General features: G+C 58.3%; 16 protein-coding genes. 8 read left to right on the forward strand and 8 right to left on the reverse strand.

What is annotated here, in order from left to right; translation table 11 throughout:
* The first annotated feature begins 12 nt into the window (after positions 1-12).
* On the forward strand, positions 13-243 hold the full coding sequence (locus EU556_RS14220) for a hypothetical protein (RefSeq protein WP_135434819.1): 231 nt from the start codon (positions 13-15) through the stop codon (positions 241-243).
* A gap of 514 nt (positions 244-757) precedes the next feature.
* On the opposite strand, the gene EU556_RS14225 is transcribed toward EU556_RS14220, so the two are convergent.
* Both EU556_RS14225 and EU556_RS14230 read right to left on the reverse strand, forming a co-directional pair.
* Complete coding sequence (locus EU556_RS14225; protein ID WP_135434820.1) at positions 758-2,995, reverse strand: hypothetical protein; 2,238 nt, start codon at positions 2,993-2,995, stop codon at positions 758-760.
* Between the two features lie 456 nt (positions 2,996-3,451).
* Positions 3,452-4,534 (reverse strand): DNA polymerase beta superfamily protein, encoded by a 1,083-nt coding sequence (locus tag EU556_RS14230; protein ID WP_135434821.1) that lies wholly within the window; start codon positions 4,532-4,534, stop codon positions 3,452-3,454.
* A 26-nt stretch (positions 4,535-4,560) separates the two neighbouring features.
* Between EU556_RS14230 and EU556_RS14235 the strand changes: the two genes are divergently transcribed.
* The gene (locus EU556_RS14235; RefSeq protein ID WP_135434822.1) at positions 4,561-5,040 is read left to right on the forward strand and encodes a GNAT family N-acetyltransferase; all 480 of its coding nucleotides are present in this window, start codon (positions 4,561-4,563) and stop codon (positions 5,038-5,040) included.
* A 63-nt stretch (positions 5,041-5,103) separates the two neighbouring features.
* Here EU556_RS14235 and EU556_RS14240 read toward each other — a convergent pair whose 3' ends face one another.
* The gene (locus EU556_RS14240) at positions 5,104-5,871 is read right to left on the reverse strand and encodes a nucleotidyltransferase domain-containing protein (RefSeq protein ID WP_135434823.1); all 768 of its coding nucleotides are present in this window, start codon (positions 5,869-5,871) and stop codon (positions 5,104-5,106) included.
* A 183-nt stretch (positions 5,872-6,054) separates the two neighbouring features.
* Between EU556_RS14240 and EU556_RS14245 the strand changes: the two genes are divergently transcribed.
* The 3 genes from EU556_RS14245 to EU556_RS26665 all read left to right on the forward strand — a co-directional run bounded on the left by EU556_RS14245 (position 6,055) and on the right by EU556_RS26665 (position 8,546).
* Positions 6,055-7,779, forward strand: a complete 1,725-nt coding sequence (locus EU556_RS14245) for a M28 family metallopeptidase (protein ID WP_135434824.1) — start codon at positions 6,055-6,057, stop codon at positions 7,777-7,779.
* Positions 7,780-7,809: 30 nt separating this feature from the next.
* Positions 7,810-8,160 (forward strand): hypothetical protein, encoded by a 351-nt coding sequence (locus EU556_RS14250; RefSeq protein ID WP_135434825.1) that lies wholly within the window; start codon positions 7,810-7,812, stop codon positions 8,158-8,160.
* A gap of 254 nt (positions 8,161-8,414) precedes the next feature.
* Entirely contained in the window at positions 8,415-8,546 is a 132-nt protein-coding gene (locus EU556_RS26665; protein ID WP_262709657.1) for a hypothetical protein, read from the forward strand.
* A 97-nt stretch (positions 8,547-8,643) separates the two neighbouring features.
* Here EU556_RS26665 and EU556_RS14255 read toward each other — a convergent pair whose 3' ends face one another.
* The 3 genes from EU556_RS14255 to EU556_RS14265 all read right to left on the reverse strand — a co-directional run bounded on the left by EU556_RS14255 (position 8,644) and on the right by EU556_RS14265 (position 13,392).
* Complete coding sequence (locus tag EU556_RS14255) at positions 8,644-9,699, reverse strand: SDR family oxidoreductase (protein ID WP_135434826.1); 1,056 nt, start codon at positions 9,697-9,699, stop codon at positions 8,644-8,646.
* Positions 9,700-9,921: 222 nt separating this feature from the next.
* Entirely contained in the window at positions 9,922-10,707 is a 786-nt protein-coding gene (locus tag EU556_RS14260; RefSeq protein WP_135434827.1) for an NIPSNAP family protein, read from the reverse strand.
* 63 nt (positions 10,708-10,770) lie between these two features.
* On the reverse strand, positions 10,771-13,392 hold the full coding sequence (locus EU556_RS14265; RefSeq protein WP_135434828.1) for a polynucleotide kinase-phosphatase: 2,622 nt from the start codon (positions 13,390-13,392) through the stop codon (positions 10,771-10,773).
* A gap of 127 nt (positions 13,393-13,519) precedes the next feature.
* Between EU556_RS14265 and EU556_RS14270 the strand changes: the two genes are divergently transcribed.
* Positions 13,520-13,918: a hypothetical protein gene (locus tag EU556_RS14270; protein ID WP_135434829.1), complete on the forward strand. Its 399-nt coding sequence runs from the start codon at positions 13,520-13,522 to the stop codon at positions 13,916-13,918.
* 10 nt (positions 13,919-13,928) lie between these two features.
* Here the strand turns inward: EU556_RS14270 and EU556_RS14275 are convergent, their stop codons facing one another.
* Entirely contained in the window at positions 13,929-15,920 is a 1,992-nt protein-coding gene (locus tag EU556_RS14275; protein WP_135434830.1) for an OmpA family protein, read from the reverse strand.
* Between the two features lie 335 nt (positions 15,921-16,255).
* Here EU556_RS14275 and EU556_RS14280 point away from each other — a divergent pair, with 335 nt between their 5' ends.
* On the forward strand, positions 16,256-17,353 hold the full coding sequence (locus tag EU556_RS14280; RefSeq protein ID WP_135434831.1) for a hypothetical protein: 1,098 nt from the start codon (positions 16,256-16,258) through the stop codon (positions 17,351-17,353).
* A gap of 42 nt (positions 17,354-17,395) precedes the next feature.
* On the opposite strand, the gene EU556_RS14285 is transcribed toward EU556_RS14280, so the two are convergent.
* Complete coding sequence (locus tag EU556_RS14285) at positions 17,396-18,844, reverse strand: 3' terminal RNA ribose 2'-O-methyltransferase Hen1 (protein WP_135434832.1); 1,449 nt, start codon at positions 18,842-18,844, stop codon at positions 17,396-17,398.
* A gap of 258 nt (positions 18,845-19,102) precedes the next feature.
* Here EU556_RS14285 and EU556_RS14290 point away from each other — a divergent pair, with 258 nt between their 5' ends.
* Positions 19,103-20,599 carry a PhoX family protein gene (locus EU556_RS14290; RefSeq protein ID WP_135434833.1) on the forward strand — a complete coding sequence of 499 codons (1,497 nt, stop codon included), beginning with the start codon at positions 19,103-19,105 and terminating at the stop codon, positions 20,597-20,599.
* Positions 20,600-20,662 lie beyond the last annotated feature (63 nt).

Consider the following 20,662-nt stretch of genomic DNA (forward strand, 5'->3'; position numbering starts at 1 on the left):
TGGCTCTTTCTTATGGCGCTCGTAGACGCCAGCCCAGCATTAGCTGACCAAGGGGGCCCCGCTGCTCGCGCCAAGATGCGCGGTAAAGTGTACGTGCACCGTCCCAATTACAAATATTACTCGCGCAGCAAACGCACGAAAAAATCTCGGCGCTGGTACCAGTTCTGGAAGCGCCGCAAAGCCAAGAAATCAACCCCGGCTCCCGCTCGCCCATCGCGTAACCAAACGCTCGGCGGTAGCTAATAGCTAGCGTATCGAAAACAAGTGCAACGGCGGCCCCTTTCTGAGTCAGAAGGGGGCCGCCGTTTCGCATTTATAGGAAAGGACCTGAGCTAACGACAACTCTTATTTACTGGTTGCGCAATTTTTAGGTAATACTTGAGTTATGTAAAAACACATTAATTCTGGTTTGCCTTATGTACAGAATCCTCCTTCTATTTTTCGCGCTGCTGCTCGCCAGCAATGTCGAATCAGTGGCAGCTCGTCCTACGGCATATGCTCGGGCTAAAATGAAAGGTCGTAGTTACACGCACCGCCCCTTTTATAAAAAGTACAAAGGCCGTAAAGCCCACAAAAAGCGCGGCTTGTTCAATCGAAAAGCCCGCAGCCAGTCTTCCTACAAAGTAGGACGCCACTCCACACGGTAAGCAACCGAACAGAAAAAACCAGCCCAGACGAAGCCAGAAGCGAGATTGCTCCTTTAGAATAGCTCGTTTCTGGCTTCGTCTGGGCTGGTTTTAGTAAGTGGGATACCCTTCTAGTCAATCAGTAATTGCGTGACTAAAGCAGGGTTACGGGCCCACTCGCGGGTATAGGCTTCGTCGGCGGCTTCGGGGGTATCAACTAGGTGCAGGCCCTGGACTTCGGCCTTGAGGTGCAGCAAGGTGCCTACGCTGAGCTTAGCCTCTAGCCGCCGCAATAACGACTCTACAGCTGCTACATCAAGATTCCCGGTGAGCTGACCGGCGAAGGGCATTTCCAGCCAAATAATTTCGCGGCGCTCTACCGCCAGCACGCCGAATACCAGCCCCTTGCTCAGCGTTTGGGTAACGCGCACCTGATGCTGCACGCAAGAGGGGTCGTAGGCCACGCCGTTACTGCTTATGCGCATGGGCTGCTGGCTGCTCATCCAGCCTACAACCAAGTTGGGAGACAGAGCGCCGTTGGTGTACGCGTTACAGGTAAATACCACATACCGGGCCCCAGCCCGCTGCAGGGCCGGCAAGTCTAGCTCAATGTACTCAGCCGTGCCCACCTGGTTCGGAATGTGCTGAATGTCGCCGCTGTGCTTGCAGCCAATGGTGGTGAGCTGGTTGAAGGCGCAGTAGTCCATCCGGCTGTCGTAGGCTATGCGGCAGCTCAGGTCCATATCCAGGTGCTGCGCCGGCAGCCCCATGCCCCACTGCAGAAATAGGCGCACGGCCTCGCCTTCCACGGTAAAGCGGGTACCCATTAGGGCCGAGGGCACGTCTTGCACCGTTTCGCTTCGGTCGCCGATAGCCACGGGCAGGTAGTGCAGCGTTGGATCGATGAAAATGGTACGGCTCGTGGTAGGCTGGGCCGCAAAGCGCCGGCGCACCACTTCCATGCACAGTTCAGTAACCTGTTCGCGCATGGCTGCAAGCTGAGCAGGCTCATACATGCTCAGTAAACGATTACTCGGAATTCGCTTGCCCACCCCGCCCAGGGGCTTTACCGTCCGCCCGTGCTGGGGGTCGAAGTAGGTTTCCGCGTACATATGAAGGGTGAATACCAAGCGCGCCGGTACTTGGTCGAGCACCTCCCGGAAGGCTGCTACCACTGGCTCAGGCCCAAACCACAGCATATTAGCAAACAAGGAGCGGGCAAACAGCCCTGGCTGCTGCTGCAGCAAGCCCAGCGTGCGGGAGGCGTCGGCGCGCAGACGAGCCTGCTGCACCTGGCCCTGCCACACAGGGTAATCCTGGCGGTAAAATCGATCCAATGTTTCGCGCAGGCGGGTGCGGCCGGCCCGCTGACTATACTCAGCTAGCCGCAGGGCCCGGATAAAGCGTACCCACATGCCGCGCTTGGGATGCATGATTTCGCACTGCTGCACCGGCGTTTGGGGCAGCGCATTCAGCCAGTCGGCTACCATGGCGGCGTCGCGGCGGCTATATTTCAGCTGTAGCGCGGCCCGGGCCTGCACGCCAGCCGCCGCACCTTGGCTCAGGGCGGGGTGGAGGTTGCGGCTGTTTTTCTGCTGGCGCCCATGGATCGTTTTGGGCGTCACGAGCTGCAGAAATCCGGTGTGCTTAAACCAGAGGTAGCGCAGCACATCGGTAGGCGAGGTAAACAGCGGCTGGGCCAGGGCGGGCTGCTGCCGGGCTACATACATGTCGATGACAGCCATGCGGGTTTCCTTCATGGCAATGGGCACCTCGGTGGGCAGGGGCAGTACGCTCAACAGCAGGCGCAGGCTGTCCTGCTGGGTGGCATCGAGGGCCGTTTTGCTGGCGAGCAGGCTGCGCAGGAATGCTTCCGCGTCGGTTTCGGTCCAGAGTTCCAGCACTTTCAGCTTGCTTCCCTGCTCATGTAGTTCCAGCGTGGCGCCGCCGAAGGGCGTGCCACAGAATGGACAGCCGTTGTAGCGCTCCAGCGGAAACGTATTAGGCGGAATGAGGTGGCCGCAGGGCAGGCGCGTGCCCTGGGCCGGAAACATATTGGCAAACCAGGTCAGCAGGTGGTCTACCCACGACTCGCCCGTAGGTACATCCCAGCCCTTAACCAGAGGAAGCCAGCTTTTGCTCGTGCCCATTACCTCCCGAAACACTTCCAGCAGCCGGGCCTGAAAGGCGGGCTTAGTACCCTCCAGCGCCCGCAGCAGCGGCTCCGACACGCCATAGCCTAATTTAGCCAAGTTGGCCACCAGTCCGGCCGTGGTAGGTGTGATGGTAGCGGGAACGGCAGGTAGGTTCGTAGCGGGTATATACACGGCCTGCTGGCGCAGGCTTACTTTCAGGAATTCCTCTGACATGACAAATAAGGCGGACGCTCCCACCCGCGCCTGGGAGCTAATAGTAGAAAATGCGGAATAAGACGTGAAGCAGGCTGGACTCGAACCAGCGACCCAAAGATCCCAGAGAAGTAAGTTCAGATGGGCCCAGAAGACGGTAAGGGCCGAGCTATTTGGATTTGAACCAAAACCCCGAAGGGTCTACCGAAGAAGTAAGCGCGACTTGACCACAACGGATAATTTCTGAACTGACGCTTTTGCTCTACCAACTGAGCTACTGCTTCATCAAATAGTATAGGAACGAATACCTCCCTCCTGCTCCCAGGGCCGGTGCCGGGTAATGGCGCAGCTGTTTTTTTTCAGAAAATGAAGTAAGCTGCGTTTGACCTGGTTTATACCCCTTGAAGCAGGAGGAAGTATTCTGGCGGCCAAGATAGGCGGCGGAGCAGAACCGCTGCAAGTATCAGCAGTTGTTTTTCAGGCCAGGTGCTCGGCGTACCAGGCCAGGCGCGTTTGCACCAGCAGCTGCTCAGCGGCCGTGGTGTCCGGTGCATCGGCCAGCGCGGAGGTGGCAAATGCGGCTTCTACCCGCGCTACCAGGGCTTCGGCCTCGGCCAGGAGGTAGTCGTACTCGAACTCGCCGCGGCGGATTTGCAGCAGGAAGTCGCGGTCGGGGCGGCGGACGTGGAGCTGGCCGGTGCGGGCAATTTCCTCGGCCATGCGCAGCAGCCGAAACACGTGCAGCATGTTCTTGGCGTCGTAGTTTTTGCCGTGCTGCACGGTGTTCTGGTAGCGCTCGGGGTTGCGCTTCTGCTCCCACTCTTTGTACTCGCGGTACACGCGGCAGTAAGTGCTGTAGCCGTTGCGGTTGAAGCTGAGGTAGACCACTGGCTCCTCCCCCTTCGGAATGGCCGACAGCTGCACGTCCTGGGACGTGTCCGGGTCGCGCACCAGGCCGCGGTAGTGCAGGCGCTGGTCGGGGGTAGTGTCCACGAACAGGGCATACAAATCCTGTAAGTGCGGCACGTTGGCGAGGCCGCATTGGATAGCCGCGTAACCGCGCCGGGCAAGCCAGGTAGCTACCGGCTGGGCGCCCGCGCCCACCGTGACGTAGCAAAAGTCCAGCACCGACTTCCGGCTGGGAGGCTCGGGGTGGTTAATTTTCTTGTTCAGTCCTCGAGCTTTGCGGATCTGAGCCACGGCATACTCGGCGAAACTCAGGCGGCAGAGCTTCGAGAGGAAATCTTCGGCCCGAAACGCGGCAAACAGCGGGTGGCGGTACACCACGCAGTCTTCGGGCGTGCCCAGCAGCTCCAGCACCGTGGGGTTGTTTTTCACCAGCAGCTCCACGAAGCGGCGCAGCTCATAAAACACCTCGTCGTTGGTGTCGTTGGCTACCTGGGGCACGTAGTCGAGGCCGTAGAACTCTGTTTCGGGCAGGATGAACACGCCCTTAAGGTCAGTATCGGAATGGGGCAGGTGGGTGCCGTAGGCGCGGCTGCCGCTAATGGCTTCGAAGAGAATCAGGCCGCGCTGGCGCAGGTCAGGAATAGTGAGCATATTTCAAGGAGAATAACAGCCGCCGAATGCAGGATAAGCGAGTATACCTAAGGCCCACCCAAGAAGCCGACCTGGAACAGTTGTTCCGCTTCCAGCTAGACGAGGAGGCAGGTTACCTGGCGGCCTTCATGCCCGCCAACCATACCGACCCGGTGGCCTACCGGGAAAAATACACCCGGTTTCTGCACGACCCCACCATTCACATGCAGACTATCTTGGTAGCGGGAATTGTGGTAGGCAGCATCGCGAAGTTTGTGCAGGAGGGCGACGCCGAAATTACCTATTGGATTGATAGAAGCTTCTGGGGCCAGGGCATTGCCACTGCTGCGGCCAAGAAATTCCTGGCTCTTGAAAGCGCTAGGCCACTGTTCGGACGGGTTGCTTTCGACAACGTAGGCTCGCAGAGGGTGCTGGGAAATTGCGGGTTTGTGAAAGTTGGCACGGACAAAGGCTTTGCCCGAGCGCGACAGACGGAAGTGGAGGAATTTATTTACCGACTGGCCTAGGAGCTGTTGTGGGTGCTGGTTCCCGCAGAAGACGCAGAGGTTTTCGCAGAGGGCGCAGATCAGTCAGACTGAGGTATGGAGCCATGCCCGAAACAACTGGTTTAGCTCTGGGGTAGGGTCAGTGGTGCGAGAAATAGGCAAGGTAACGCGGGCCGCCTGGGCGGCTTGGTACTCTTCCCGCAGATAAGCTACCAGGTGCGCTGGGCGCGGTACGGTGGTTTTCTCGTTGGCGGAAGCCTTCTGCGTCAGTAGCTCATCCACAATGGCATTCAGCGCCGGCGGCAACAACTCCCGCAACAGCCAAAATTCCATCGGCGGCACCTCGGTGTGGCGCTGCTGAATCCAACGGGCCGCCAGCGTAGAGCGCAACGCATAGAACAGCCGCTTCAGGCGCACCTGCTCCCCTAGCAGGTCCTCCTCCACCCCGCGCCGCATCAGGCCCAGGTAGTGGTGCAGCCCGGCCCGCGGGTTCCAGCACTGGCCTAGCAGCGGCGCCAGCGCCGCCCGAAACCCCGGTGCCTCCTGGTACACCACCGGCGACTGTAGCCATTCCAGCAGGGCCGCATTGGAGCCACGCAGCAGCTTCAGGGCCTTGCGCAGCTCCCAACCGGCCAGGTCCAGTTCCTCATCCACGGGGAAGTTGAGCGTGTCGGCCCCCTCATCCAGGGTCAGGTACCACTCGGCGGGGTGGCTGTAAATGAAGCGCACGTCGTAGTCGGAGTCCGGCGAAGGAAAGCCCCAGGCCCGGCTGCCCGACTCGCAGGCGTACAGGATGCGGATATTATGGGTGGCTTCGAGTTGGGTGAGGTCGGTTTGGATGCGGGCGTGCATTTAGAGAGAATGGGAATAGTGCGGCGTTGGCGGGCCACAAGATAAAGTAGTACACTGCCATTCTCCGCAGAATAGCTAAACTGCACCACCAGAACTACCGCCCCTGGCTGTGCCTACCAAGAGTTGGGCGGCACCCTTAGCCTAGTGGGCTGGTTATCCTTCTCACGTACGCTTCCAGCATCTATGTCTGCGCCTACTTTCTACTCTTGGCATAAGCTCCTCCCCGCCTCGCTCCTGCTGGGCCTAGGCCTAGCAGGGTGCCAAACCCAGTCGGCTACCACGGCTACGGCTACCCCAACTGCCACTGCCGAAGCTACTACTACCCCAGCAGCGCCCCCGGCTGCCATTAGCGCGGCCAGCATCAGCAAGTATCTGCGGGCGATTTCTTCGGATGAGATGATGGGGCGCAAGCCGTTTACCCTGGGCGAAGAGCGCAGCACCCAATACCTGGCCGACGAGTTCAAGCGGCTAGGCCTGCAGCCGGGGCCCGAGGGAAGCTACTTTCAACCGGTGCCGCTGGTTGAAATTACCGGCACACCCGCCACCACCCTACTCGTCAAGGGCAAAGGCCAGCCACTGAGCTTCCAGTACAAAACTGATTTTGTGGCGTTTACCCAGCGCGAGCAGCCCAAGGTGCAGGTAACCAACTCCCCGCTGGTGTTTGCCGGCTACGGGGTGGTAGCCCCCGAGTACGGCTGGGACGACTACGCCGGCCTCGACGTGAAGGGCAAAACCGTGGTGGTGCTGGTGAATGACCCCGGCAACGCGGGCCAGGATACCACCCTGTTCAAGGGTCGGGCCATGACGTACTACGGCCGTTGGACCTACAAATACGAGGAAGCTGCCCGCCACGGCGCCGCTGGCATCCTCATCGTGCACGACACCCAACCGGCCGCCTACCCCTGGTCGGTGGTGCTGAGCGGGGCCATCAGCCCGAAGCTGCGCGCCCAGACCGCCAACAAAGGCGCCGACAAGTGCGCCCTGGAGGGCTGGCTGACGCTGGACGCGGCTAAAAAGCTGTTCCAGGCCGCCGGCCTCAGCTACGAGCAGCTCTACGCCGCCGCCAACACCAAGGGCTTCCGGCCTAGGCCACTCGGGGGGCTCACGCTCACGGGCAGCATCCAGAACAAGCTCCGCCGCCAGACCTCGCGCAATGTGCTGGGGGTGCTGCCCGGTACCGCCCGCCCCGATGAGTACATCATCTACTCGGCTCACTGGGACCATTTCGGGGTGGGCAAAGCCATTGCCGGCGACTCCATCTACAACGGCGCCGTGGACGATGGTACTGGCCTAGCGGCCCTGCTCAGCATTGCCGAAGCCTTCCAGAAAGCCCCGCAGAAGCCGGAGCGCAGCATCGTGTTTCTGGCCGTAACGGCCGAGGAGCAGGGTCTGCTGGGCTCGGCCTACTACGCCCAGCACCCGCCCTACCCCCTCAACAAAACCGTCGCCGACCTGAACATGGACATGCTCTGGCCCTACGGCGAGATGAAAGACCTCACGGTTATCGGCTACGGGCAGTCAGAGCTGGAGGACTATGCCCGCGCCGCGGCCAAGGAGCAGGACCGCTACGTGCTACCCGACCAGACGCCCGAAACCGGTATGTTCTACCGCTCCGACCACTTCAACTTTGCCCACGTGGGCGTACCCTCCCTCTACGCCTCGGGGGGCTTCGAGAGCCGTACCGGCGGCAAAGCGGCCATTGCCCAGCAGCGCCAGAACTACACCGCCAACATGTACCACAAGCCCGCTGACCAGTTCGACCCCAGTTGGGACCTCTCGGGCATTGCCCAGGACGCCCAGCTTTACTTCCGCGTAGGCCAGCGCCTGGCCGCCGAAACCACCTTCCCGCAATGGCGCGCAGGCTCCGAGTTCAAGGGCGCACGAGACAAGAGCCTGGGCGGCAAGTAGACATTAACTTGTTTACTGTAGAACCTTAATATGAGCTTCGATTTAATGGTTTTTGATAAAGAGGCAGCCCCTCAAAGCAAGGCTGACTTTATGCAATGGCATGAGAAGCAGACAGAATGGACAGAAGACCACGATTATGAAGACCCAGCGCATACCACAGTAGCGTTGCGCAACTGGTTTATGGATATGATATCCGTTTTTCCGCCGTTGAATGGCCCCTACGCAACAAAAGACATAGACGACCCAAGAACAACGGATTATAGCGTTGGGAACAAGGTAATTTATGCTGCATTTTCCTTTTCTGAAGCTTACATGGCTTATCACGCAGCCAAGTCATTCGCAGTCAAGCATAATGTAGGCCTATTTGATCCCCAAGAGTAGCACGCGCCACAAAACCGGATAGTTTTTCCCTAGCCAACCCTTTCTTAGCAAACCGCATCTGGCCTGCATGAAGAAAGCAGGATTACTCGTGTTGCTACTGGCTGCTACCCCGGCGGCTCACTGCCAAACTACTGCTACCCCACTCCCCGGTTCCGTTTAAACCTTTCTGGATCACTGCCAATGAGAGTTGTAAGATCAGCGGCACGGCCTACCTCACCATCTCCGGCACCCAGGAAACCGACCGCCACAAAGTCGTGTACTGCCCCAACGCCGCCCCCGACGTACTCATCACCGGCGGCGACAATTTCACGGACTTCCGCCAGGATGCTAAGGTAGCGGCAGCGCTTAAATGGCTGAAAACGGCAAAACTAGTGGAAACCAAGTGAGTACTCGGGGGTATAGCTGCAGTCAGGGCACACAAAGTATAGAGCATCACGCACCCTGATTGCAGCTCTAAAACGCCCGTAACTGTTACTTGCTCAGCTACGGGATGACCTTTTCGGCTTTCAGGTGCTCAAACTGGTTGCGGAAGGAAATGAAGCTATCGAGGTGCATGTTGTGAAAACCAGCCCGGCGCAGCTTGTTTACATCGAAGAACGCATCAGCTTCCACGTTAAAGATGAAGTCGCCGAAGGGCCACTGTACCAGCTCATCGAGCGTGTGCTCCTGCAGGCCGTGTTTCTGCACCATTTGCTGCCACAGCTCCGCTTTGTCTTGCATATACTCGTGCAGCGGAAATGTGATAGGCTCAGCGTACTCCACCCCGAAATATTCCGCAAACTTGGGCCACAACTGGCTCCAGCGGAAAACGTCGCCGTTGGTGATGTTATAGATTTCCTCCCGGCATTCTTCGTGAGTAGATACCCATTCCATGCCCTCCGCAAGCAGGGTAGCATCCGTCACGTTCACCAGCACGTGGTAGGCCTGTAAGCTGCCCGGGAAGCGGAAAGGCACCTTCAGCTCCTTGCAGAGGCTGGCGTACACGGCAATCAGATTAGCCAAGTTCATGGGGTTGCCCACGGCAAATCCCACCACAATATCGGGGCGTACAGCCGTCCAGCTCCACGCTTTGCCGCCGGATTGCTCCCGCAGAAAGTCTCCTTGGCTGTAGTAGAAATTGGGCGGAAAGTGCCGCGGGTCGGTTTCCAGGGCGGGCGTCTTATAGCGGCCCAAGTGGGCACCGTAGGCCTTACCCCCCTGAATAAAGGTAATGTGCTGGAAGTTGGGGGCCACCTGCTCTAGGCCTAGTACCAGGTTGCGCAGCAGCGACAGGTTCACCTCAGTTTGGGCTGCCAGAGTTTTGCCTTCAATGTAGGCGGCGTATATCACATGGGTTACCTCCCGCAGTTGCTCGGCTTGGTCGGCCATGGCTTGAGGGTTTAGCAGATCCAGCTGCACGTAGCGGGCTGGCGTTTCATAATCCAGCGCCGAGGCTGAGGTGACAATGACATTCCACTGGCCCGTGGAGTGCAGGTAGCTAACTGCGTTGCGGCCGATGATGCCGTTGCCGCCAACTACCAAAATCGTGTTTTTAGACATATAGCAACCGAAGTAGAAGTCAGAGATGCGTGACTTCTTACGGCATTTACATGGCTACGTCTACTCTAGGGTGAAAATGACAGAAGGCTACAGGGGGCCTACGGTTGAATTAGCATCTCACTGCCAGTGAAGCGTGAGGCCTAGATGGCAGCTCGAAAAGGCTCCCGCTTTTCACTGGCTGAAGTCAGCTAAAGAAGAAAGTATAGTAGTGTACTGTACTTCTTAAAGATCCGAATAATCGGTTGGGCGCAGAAACGTAATGTCGATGTGCGACACGTTGTTTTGATACTCGGGCAGAGCGGATAGTTTTTTCCACTCAGGGTCGCTACCGAAAGCTTTCCAGTGCGCTTCTCGGGCCTGCATGTTCGGGAAGGAGGTCATGTACACCAAGTTCGGCATCTTCGAGCCGAAGACTACTTCGCCGTAGAAGATGGCCTGGAAGTCGAGTCGGGAGAACAGCTTAATTTCTCCACCGGCATTGAACATCTGCAGTTTATTGCGGAAGAGCTTCTCGCTGGCCCCCTCATAGCTCCGCAACTCATACACCCGCTCACTTCTGGGTGCGTTATGTTGCGGCGCAGCTAGGCCAGTCATTTGCTCAAATGGCTTCATGAAAACCGTTTCCAGCCGACTATAGGCCGGGCTATTGTGAGCCGCATTAACGTAAGCGCCACCGGCAGTCAGCAGCTTGGCGGTGGTTTCCTTGCTCACTTTCTCCCATTGTTTCAAGGAAGAGTAAGGAGTCAGCACATAGATTCTTCTATCAGCGGCCGTATCGTTGCCAATGGGTTTAAACACCCCAATAGTAGCAATACCAGCTGCGTGCAGCGCCGGCAGATATTGGTGCTGCAGGAAACTATCAATCACCGCTTCCTGCCGGCTGGTTTTGAGGTGGTAGACTTTAAGCTCTAGATAGGCCGGCCGAGCCGCCATTGCAGTAGCGGCCTGGCTGCTACCTAGGCAAACGCTCAGAAGCACGCTAAGAAGTACTAAGTGAAGTTGTTTCATAGGTCAAGAAGGCGGCGAAGCGAGTACAAAAAGAGAGCTTTACTGTTTTAAACGAGGACTTTCTCACAGCCGCGGGTCTACGGCCTCGCTTTCCAGGGCCAGTACGCCGAAGACGCATTGGTGCACCTCCCGCAGCGGGGCCCCGGCCACGAAGCGTTCCAGGCCTTCTACGCCCAAGGTGAACTCGCGGAGGGCGAGGTTGCGCTTGGATTTCACGTTTCGCTCGCGCAGGCGCTCCAGGTTGCCAGGCAGTAGGTAGTCGGGACCGTAGATGATGCGCAAGTACTCGCGGCCCCGACACTTGAGGGCGGGTTGTACGAGATTTTTCTGGCCCGTTGGAATAAAGTCGTAAGGCTTGACTACCATGCCCTCGCCGCCGGCCGCGGTGAGGTCGGTCCACCACTGGGTGGCGGCGTCCACGTCGGCGGGGTCCTGGAGATTTACCACCCGGTAAGGGGTAGCGCGGAGTAGGCCTTCATCCTGGAGGCAAATAGCGCGCAGGGTTTCCATGTGCCAGGCGTGGTCCTTATCAAAGTAGGTGCGGCCCTCGGTGGCGAGCAAGTGGAAGGGCGCCAGGCGCAGATCGGCCAGACTTTCCACGGGCCAGCTGTAGCGGCGGTAGGCCTCGGCGTAGTGTTGGGCGGCGGTGTGGCGGGCGCTGGTGCGGGCCAGCAGGGCCTCTACCCCATCGAGCCCCCGGGTGGCGGCCTGGCTGAGCACGGCCACGGCTTCGGGCAGGGCGGCGGTGGCGGCCGCCGCAACGGCGGCGTACTGGTTCTTGATCAGCTCCTGCGCCTTGGCCGACCACGGCAGCAGCTCGGCATCTAGACACAGCCAATCGGTCTGGAACCGCTCCCAGAAGCCACTGGCGGTCAGAGCTTCCTGCAGGCGCTGCAAGAAGGCGGCTTCTAGGCCACTATCAGTAAAGAAGTTGCGGCCGGTGCGGGTGTACACCTTGCCGGGCCCCTCACCCACTACCCCAAAGCGGCGGCGCGCGGCGTCCTCATCCCGAGCCAACACCACTACCACCCGGCTGCCCATATGCTTTTCCTCGCACACTACCCGCTCCTGGCCCTGACGGCGGAAGTAGTCGAAGGCCTCGGCGGGGTGCTCCAGCAGATCGGGCAGGGCACTGGTTTCCGAGGGGCTCATGGTGGGCGGCAAATACAGCAGCCACTTCGGGTTCAGGGCAAACCGGCTCATCACCTCCAGGGCTGCCGCCGCATTTTCCTCCCGAATCGTCACCGAGGGCAGCAGGCGCGTCCTGATGATCTGCTTGCCCGTCACGTCGCGGATATCGAGCAGGTCGTCGTGCTGCTGCTGGGCGGTAAGGTGGTTGGTTTCTGTTTTTTCGGTGGAGGCCTCACTTAGGCGGCGCAGGTAGTCGAGGGGGCGCACCGGCTCGCAGTACACTTGCTGGGCCGGCACCAATACCAGCTCCCGCTCGGGGTAGCGCAGGGCGGTGAGGTGGCCGCCGAATACGCAGCCAGTATCAATATCGATGGTGTTGTTGAGCCACTCGGGCGCGGGTACGGGCGTGTGGCCGTACACCACCATGGCCCGGCCCCGATACTCAGAGGCCCAGTTGTAGCGCACCGGCAGCCCAAACTCGTCAATTTCACCGGTGGTCTCGCCGAACAGCGCGAAGGCCCGCACGGCCCCGGAGCCGCGGCCCTGCATTTCCTCGCGCATGCCGGCGTGGGCCACTACCAGTTTGCCGCCGTCCAGGACGTAGTGACTTGCTAGCCCGTCCAGAAACTGCCGCACCTGGTTCTTAAACATGTCTGATTCAGAGGCCAGTTGCGCCACGGTTTCGGCGAAGCCGTGTTGCTCGTTCACGTTTTTGCCATTGAGGTAGCGCAGCAGCTTGATGTCGTGGTTGCCGGGCACGCAGAGCGCTAGGCCACTCTGTACCATCTCCATTACCAGCCGGAGCACCTGCGGCGAGGCTGGCCCGCGGTCTACTAAATCGCCCAGAAACAGTGCCCGCCGCCCGGCCGGTGCCGTCACGCGCACGCCCAAATCCCGCGCATCCAGCACCGGGGTTTCCTCCACGGTATAGCCTAGGCCACTCAGCAGCTGCACCAGCTCTGAGTAGCAGCCATGCACGTCGCCGATGATATCGAAGGGGCCAGAATCCTGCTTGCGGTTGCTGTAGAGCGGGTCGCGCACGATGGTTTGCACGGCGTCCACCTCCTCGGGGCCCCGCAGGTGGTAGATGTGGCGGAAGCCTTCCTGCTTGAGGGTTTTAAGGCTGCGGCGCAGCTGCTGGCGCTGTTGGGGCACCACGTGGCGCCCCATATGCTGGCGCTCGGCGCGCTGGCGGTTGCGGTCCTCGGCTACGCGGTCGGGCACATCGAGGATGATGGCCGAGGGCAGCACGTGGTAGTCGCGCGCCAGCTGCACGAGGGTTTTGCGGGCCTCGGGCTGCACGTTGGTGGCATCAATTACCGTCAGCAGCCCGCGCTTCAGGCGCAAACCTACCAGGTAGTGCAGCAGGGCAAAGGCCTCGGGCGTGGCCGACTGGTCATTCTCATCATCCGCCACCAGCGCCCGGCACTGGTCCGACGATACAATTTCAGTAGCCTTGAATAAGCGACGAGCAAACGTGGATTTGCCGGCGCCGGACGTGCCAATGAGCAGGACAAGGGAAAGTTCGGGAAGTTTGAGTGAAGACAATGACATCCTATCGGTTAACGTCAATAAATGACCTATTAGGCTTGATTATGGGCAGTAAGTTATAGAGGATGTTAAGGCTTAAACTGCTTATTAAGCATATTGTGGCTTGATTCACAAAATACATCCAAGTGCTATGGCATTCAAGCGTGCTCCCTTCTTGTTGGTTTTGAACGCATTAATTATTGGTTGTACAACTACACACCAGACTACGCAAACTACAACTACCCACCATCAGGCGCTAAATCAAACAGAACTGAGAGCTAGTATCCTAGCCGAAACACAAGTAGGTGGCAAGCTAGACTTCTTCTCATCCATCAAGGGACATGAATACGATGGCACCCAGATAAAACCAGGGCTTTATACAACGTTAGGGCATATTGCACTATATAAATGGGGTAAATCGGTCCATGAGCAGGGAGTTGCTGACCTAGAGGAGGCCTATGCCATCTTCGCCGAGTTCAAAGGCCGAGAAATTAGTTCCCGAGACAAAGACTACATCAAGTCGGGCTTCACTAATGAGTACGACAAGTAGAAGACCACCCCTACCTCCCCGTTACCCGGAACTCGACGCGGCGGTTGAGCTGGCGGGTGACTTCCCGGTCGTTGGAGGCGCGGGGCTCGGTGCCGCCCAGGCCTAGGCCAGTAATGCGGACCGCGGCGATGCCGTGACGTACTAGGTAGTTTTTTACGGTGGCTACGCGCTGCTCGCTAAGCTGCACGTTTTTCTCCGCGGAGCCGACGTTGTCGGTGTGGCCCCGCAGCTCGATGGTTAGCGTGGGCGTATCCGTGAGTAGCTTCAGCAGGTTCCGCAGGGCCGGGTACGACGAGGACAGCAGCCGGGCACTCCCCTGCTCAAACCGCACGCGCTCCAGCCGCAAGGTAGTACCCACGTTGAGGGGCTGAATCAGCACATCCTGCACGTAAGGCCCCCGCAGGGCCGTGTAGGTGCTGTCGAGGGGCAGATAGCCGGCCAGTTGCACGTGCGCAATCGTGGCACGGCCGGGCTCTACCAGGAATGAAAACCCGCCATCGGCTTTGAGCGGCACGGTGGTTTCGGAGCCAGCCTGGCCTAGACGCAGTGTGGCCTGTGGCAGGGGCTGCAGAGTTGCGGCATCTAACAACCGCCCGCGCCACGTGCCAGTAGTGGGGGCCGCCGGAGGCGGCGGGGAAATATTTTCCACTGGCTTGGCTGGTTCCGAACGAAAAGTGTTGCAACCCGCTAAATCGGTGTAGATACCCCGGCGGACTACCTCAGCCTGACCGCTGCGCACATCAACCCGGTATACTGATTTAGGGCCGGCCAGGTAGAGCCGCTGCTGGCCGTCCGCGTCCGCGTGAAATAGCAAGTCGCTGTAGCCGCCGCGCTCGGGCAGGCCATCTAGGGAGGTCAGCGCCGGGGAGGGCTGGCGGGTATCCAGGTTAATGCTCATCAGGGAGCCATCGGTGCTGTACACTTGGTACAAGGTGCGAGCATCGCCTAAGCAGAAGTTGCCGTGCGAGCCGGCGCCTTTAAAGCTGACGGCTGCATAATACGGCGCTTTCCGCAGCGGATCAGTGGCCCAGACTACCGTCACCTGCCCATCAGAGGGATTCACTTTTACCAATTGGGCGGCATCCGCTGTCATGAAGTACAAGTGTCCCCGCTCATCGGTAGCGGCCGAAATCCAGACGTTTTCTGGTCCTTGGGCGGGTAGCTGCCAAGTAGTATACTCGCCCCGCCGCGTGCTGGGGTTGTAGCGGTACACCAGCTCTGGCGCATTGGTGGGCGCTTTAGTTACGGAGTATAGGCAGTTATCGAAGCCCTTAGCCAGGGCGTAGGACTGGAACGGTAGCACTTGGCGGTGCACCTTCGGGCGTCCCGATAGATCAGGCCCCGTAAACTCGTGAATCGTTCGGCAGTCGTCTTCCCACAGGTCGTCGTGCACGCGCAGGGCCGCAATGCCGTACACCTTGTTATCGCACGCCGGGGCCGCGGTAGTAGGAGGATTATTCGTTGGGGTAGCGTTAGCGCGCAGCTTGAGGCTAAACGACTCCAGCAACTGCTCTCCTTCGGCCAGAAAACGGGCATCATGGGCAGCAGGAGCTTTATATTCCAGCTGCCATTCGGTGTTTCCGCGCCATAAGCGCCGGCCGAGTACCCGAACGCGCGATGCCGCTTCTCCGGCATACGTGTAGTGGTACCGCACTTCCTCGTGGCTGCTAGGATACTGTTGCTTCACATACAGCACGCGTGCCTGGGGCAGCTGCTGAATATTCTGCCAAATGGCATCCTGCTGGCGCTGGGCAAACGGAGCAGCTTGGGTTTGTGGCCTAGCAGGTAGAGGCCGTTGCCACAGGGTGACTATGGCTTGCTCCGGCGACTTTCCAACCATAAAGACCATCTCTCCCGCCGGGCGGGATTGGCGCTGCCAGGTGCCCGGATAAATGAGCTGATACTGCCCCGCTGAATCGGCGTACACGCGCCCCGGTACCAGCTCCTGCGCGTGGAGCTGCAGCCAGCAAAGCAGTAGGGCCAGCGTGAGCAACACCTTCATAGGCAAAACTAGGTAAGCAATTGTACTGCCCTAAAGGTAAGCAACCCACTGCTTCTAGGCTCCGGACCAGTACCTGAGCCTAAAAAGTTCATGCGCTGCATTGCTACCGGCCAAGGCCTATTCTGGTCAGCATTTCTCTCAGATTTAGGAATGATGAGGAAGTACTCCATTTTCACTAAGGCAATGTAGGCAAGTAATGACTTTAGTGCTTTTGACTTAGTACTATGTAGATTTTTATACGCTGATTAGTAAAAAGGCCCGTCAAAAAGGGGCCTTACGTTTTTTACACTTATATATTAGCCACGATCTATTAAGGGCATATTTTTTACACTACCATGCGCATCTACTTACTCCTTATTTCTTTGCTGCTAAGCGGCTTATTACTTCCTTCTGGCAGCCAGGCACAAACAGCCGAAGCAGCTACTCCTGACCCTAGCGGGCCCATTGAGATAGAGCCCGATTCGGTTACCCGCCATCTGTATTCTAAAGCACGGGTTCGCTCTGTAGCGAAAGTGCTTATTAACGACGAAGGAGAAGTAGAGGACACTGTAAGTTACCAGGAAGTTGATGTCTATGGGCGACTTACGCTACTTAACCGGCGCACTACTCTAGCCTCTCTGTTCAATCAGCACAGCAGCCCGCAACTATCCAAGCAATGGAGCTACAATGCTATGGGACACTGCACGTCCCTGGTAGTTCATCCCACTCCTACGCCCCCGTACACTTTAATCTACACTTACAATCCGAAACTAGGCCGTGGGAAACAGCAGGTTCTAAAGCCTGATGGAACTACCATTACCATGAGCGAGCTGTCCTTACGTCAGCACGCAGACACCTTGATCACGGAGAAAGCGACCCATGCTATCTTCACCCAAGGGGTAATTTATAAACAGGAAAGTCAGCACCGTACCCTGCGGTACATGCCCCACCCCGATACAATACTTCTGGTTCATTACAGATATAATGAAAAAGGGAAGCTGCAGAAGGCCAGCGTTAACTATAGCCTCAGCCACGAAGGCCGGGTTCTTGAAATGGGCATTCTCGACCTAATACAAGCTACTAAACGCCACGCATTACCGCAGGGTGCAGCTGGCCATGCAGCCTTACACGTGTACAGTCAGGCATTATGGGCATTGCGGCATCGACAAGGCGTTTACCCTAAAGTTATTTGGAGCTACGACAGCCAGAACCGTGTAGTACAACAGCAAATCAGAACGCTGGATGTCAAATTTGTTAATAACCTTACTTCCAGCGTTAAGCACACCTATAACTCTCAACACCAACTTATTGCCAGCGAGCAAAACTACTTAGGTTTTGGACAGAGCTACACCCTCTACTCTTACTCCCCAATCGGTTTGCTAATTGGTGAAACCTCTAATGCACGAAGTGGTAAGCCGATGTTCTATCGATACTTATACCAGTTTCACGAATAAGGTAGGCTCTATACCAAGTTTAACAAAACAAGGGGCTTTGCTTTACTGCTCAAACACGGCCAACTGCGAAGGGGCTCCTACTTCGGCTGCCTCGGGCCCCAGGGGTTCGAGGCGCACCCGGTAGCCGTGGCGCTCGGCCACACCCGTTGCCCAGGCCGCAAACTGCGCCCGCGTCCACTCAAAACGGTGGTCGGAGTGACGGAACTCTCCGGCAGAGAGTGTTTCGTAGCGTTGGTTGTAGTCGGCATTGGGCGTGGTGACGAGCACGGCGCCGGGGCGGGCCCGGGCAAATACCACCTGCTCGAAAGCCGCCAAACGGCTTTCATCTAGGTGCTCAATGACTTCTACCACGGCAGCCGCATCGTAGCCGGCTAAGCGCGGGTCGTGGTACAGCAGGGAGCCTTGCGTGAGGGTGAGTCGCTTGCGCTGGCGCGGAGGCATTTCGGCCACGTGCAGGCGCTGCTGGGCCCGCTCCAGCTCCCGCCACGATACGTCCAGGGCCAGAATGTGCTCTACATGCGGGATTTGAAGCAGGCGGCGGACCAGCTTGCCTTCGCCGCAGCCCAAATCCAGAACGCGCTGAGCCCCCAGCCAACGAATTTCCTCTGCCACGCGGTCTAGGCGCAGCTCATGGAGCGGCTGCTTCGCGCCTACTTCCTCCAACTGGCCTAGAGCCATTGGTATTTCCGCCAGAGCAGCATGGGCCTCCACGTCCAGCGCCGCTTCTCCGGCTTCATCGTCCGTAGCATTCTCATCAGCCTGCAGCAGCCGCTCCAGGGTCGGATTCACGAACTCCGCAAACCGCAAGTAGCGCCGCGTGATAAACTCCCGGTCTGGGTGCTGAGGCAGCCAGTTGGCTCCCCGGCGCAGCAGCTTTTTTGCTTCTTCTTGGTTGATCCAATAATGCTTGTCGCCCCTATCAAGCACGGGAATAAGCACGTAGAGGTGGCTCAGCAAGTCGCGGAGGCGCACGGCCGGATGGCGCAGCTGGAGCGTGTAATATCGGCTGTCGCCCCACTCTGGTCGGGTGGGGTCGAGCACGTGCGCCTCTGCCTTCACCTCATAGCCTAGCGGCTCAAATAGCCGCTGTAGCTGTTCTGCGTTGGCGGCGGGTATCACGGCCACAGTTGCTTCGAGTGGCAGCTGCTCTTCGGGCAGTTCCGGACGGTCCTTGCAAGTGCCATTCATGGCCGTATTGAAAACCTTGGCAATGGCCGAGCTCAGGAAGGAGGAAGCTACGTAAGGCCGGTCGTTGACGTATTGCTCCAGCGCGAATCCCTCTCCGGCGGGGCCGCGGTGACTGCGCACAAGCGCCACCGGGTCGATATCGAGGAGCAGGGCTGCGGTGCAGCGCTCCGGAGTTGCTTCGGGATAGAAGACATAGGCTTGTCCAGCGGTAATTTCCAGGGTCTGGAGGCGGGCCGGGTTCTTATGCAGCAGGTAGCCCAGATCGGTGGCCGGCTGATGAGTGGTGGTAATGGTAAGCAGCATCGGTAGGATAGCAACGCAAATAAACTAGCGCCCCAGCGGGGCCGGGGCAAGATACGGGAGAATACGGCCTGTTTCGGCGTCTGGCCCGCTGCAGTTTCTGGCCCACGGGAGCTAACATTTGCGTAATTCTGGCTTCACTCCCACGTAATCATTTGGACATTTCTTCATAACGGGCAGCCAATCATGCGGTAACACGGTGAAAATACTTTTGGGCATTCTTCCAAGCACTCCTTTCACCCATTATTTCCGCTTGTGTTTATGCACACTCCTACCCTTCCCGTGCGCCTGCTGCTCGGTCTGGCTTTCACGACTGGCCTAGCAGCCTGTTCCGACAGCGACAACGATTCTGATAGTCCCACGGAAACGCCCAGTGCAGTAAAGTTGGATAATTACTCTGCCACGCCGGCGCTGGCCAAGATGCAAGCTGGTTTTGAAGGCGTAAAAATGTACTCGCTGATCAGTTCCGATGATAAGCTGGCGGCCTCCCCCGACTTTATGTTCGGTGGTTCGGCCGACGGTGCAGGCCTGCTGCGCAACCCTGATGGTAAGGGATACACCATGCTCGTGAACAACGAAGACAACATGTCTATTTCGCGAGTACATTTCGATGAGACCTTGCGCCCCGTGCGGGGAGAGTACGTGCTGAACTCCGACGGGGGCCGCTGGCGCCTCTGCTCGGCCACGCTGGTAACGCCCGAAGAACACGGGTTTGGCCCCTACTTCCTGAGCGCCGGCGAAAGTGCCGTGGATGCTCAAACCCACCTTATCCAGCCCTTCGCCGACAACAACACCCAGAGCACGCCCAAGGGTATCAAGGGCCTGGGTTACTGGAGCGCTGAAAACGCCGTGCCTCTGCCTAAAACAGCTTACACCGGCAAAACCGTCATCCTGACGGGTGAAGACGCCTCTGACGCTACCGGCGGTCAGGTGGCCCTCTACGTGAGCAATGCCGTAGGCGACCTGGACGGGGGCCAGCAGTACATGCTGCGCCGCAAAGACCTGAACCAGAAGGAAAAGGACATGGTGGTTGGCCAGAAGTATGAGGTAGAATTTGTATCCATTCCGGACTACAAAAACCTCACTGGCAGCCAGATGCAGGCCCAGGTAGATCCGCTGAAGGCCATCAAATTCGGCCGCGTAGAAGACCTCGACTACCGCAAGGGCGGTGGCGCCAACGGCCGCGAGGTATACTTCAACGTAACGGGCCAGGATTTCACCGGCGTAAACGCCGACCAGAGCCGTACCAAATGGGGCCGCACTTACCGCCTGCTGCTTAATGAGCAAAACCCGCTGCAGGGCACGCTAGAGGTAATCTTGGATGGCGACGACCGCAACGGCAAGGCCAAGGATTTCCAGAACCCCGACAACATTTGCGTAACGCAGAACTACGTTTACATTCAGGAAGACTCCAACGGCTACGGCCCGGAAACCCACGATGCCTACATCTACCAGTATAACATTGCGACCGGGGAGCTGAAGAAGGTGATGGAACTGGACCACCGCCGCACCGAAACCGACAAGGACAAATACAACGTGACCGGCAACTCCTACACACCGGCCTCTTCCTCGAAAGGTAGCTGGGAGTATGGCGCCCTGGTGGACGTGTCGGATGTAGTAGGCCAGCCCAATACGTTTACCCTCTGCATACAGCCCCACTCCTGGCGGGCGCAGAAGTACAAAGACGGCGGTGCCAAACCTAACAATGGCAACGACCAGGCTAGCCAAGTAGTGATTCTGAGCGGTCTGCCCCGGTAGTTTATCTGCTCGATTTTTAGGCCCACTATTCCTAGCTGTTATTACAATCAGCGTGAATTAGCC

Source organism: Hymenobacter fodinae, from assembly GCF_004745825.1.
Lineage (GTDB): Bacteria > Bacteroidota > Bacteroidia > Cytophagales > Hymenobacteraceae > Hymenobacter > Hymenobacter fodinae.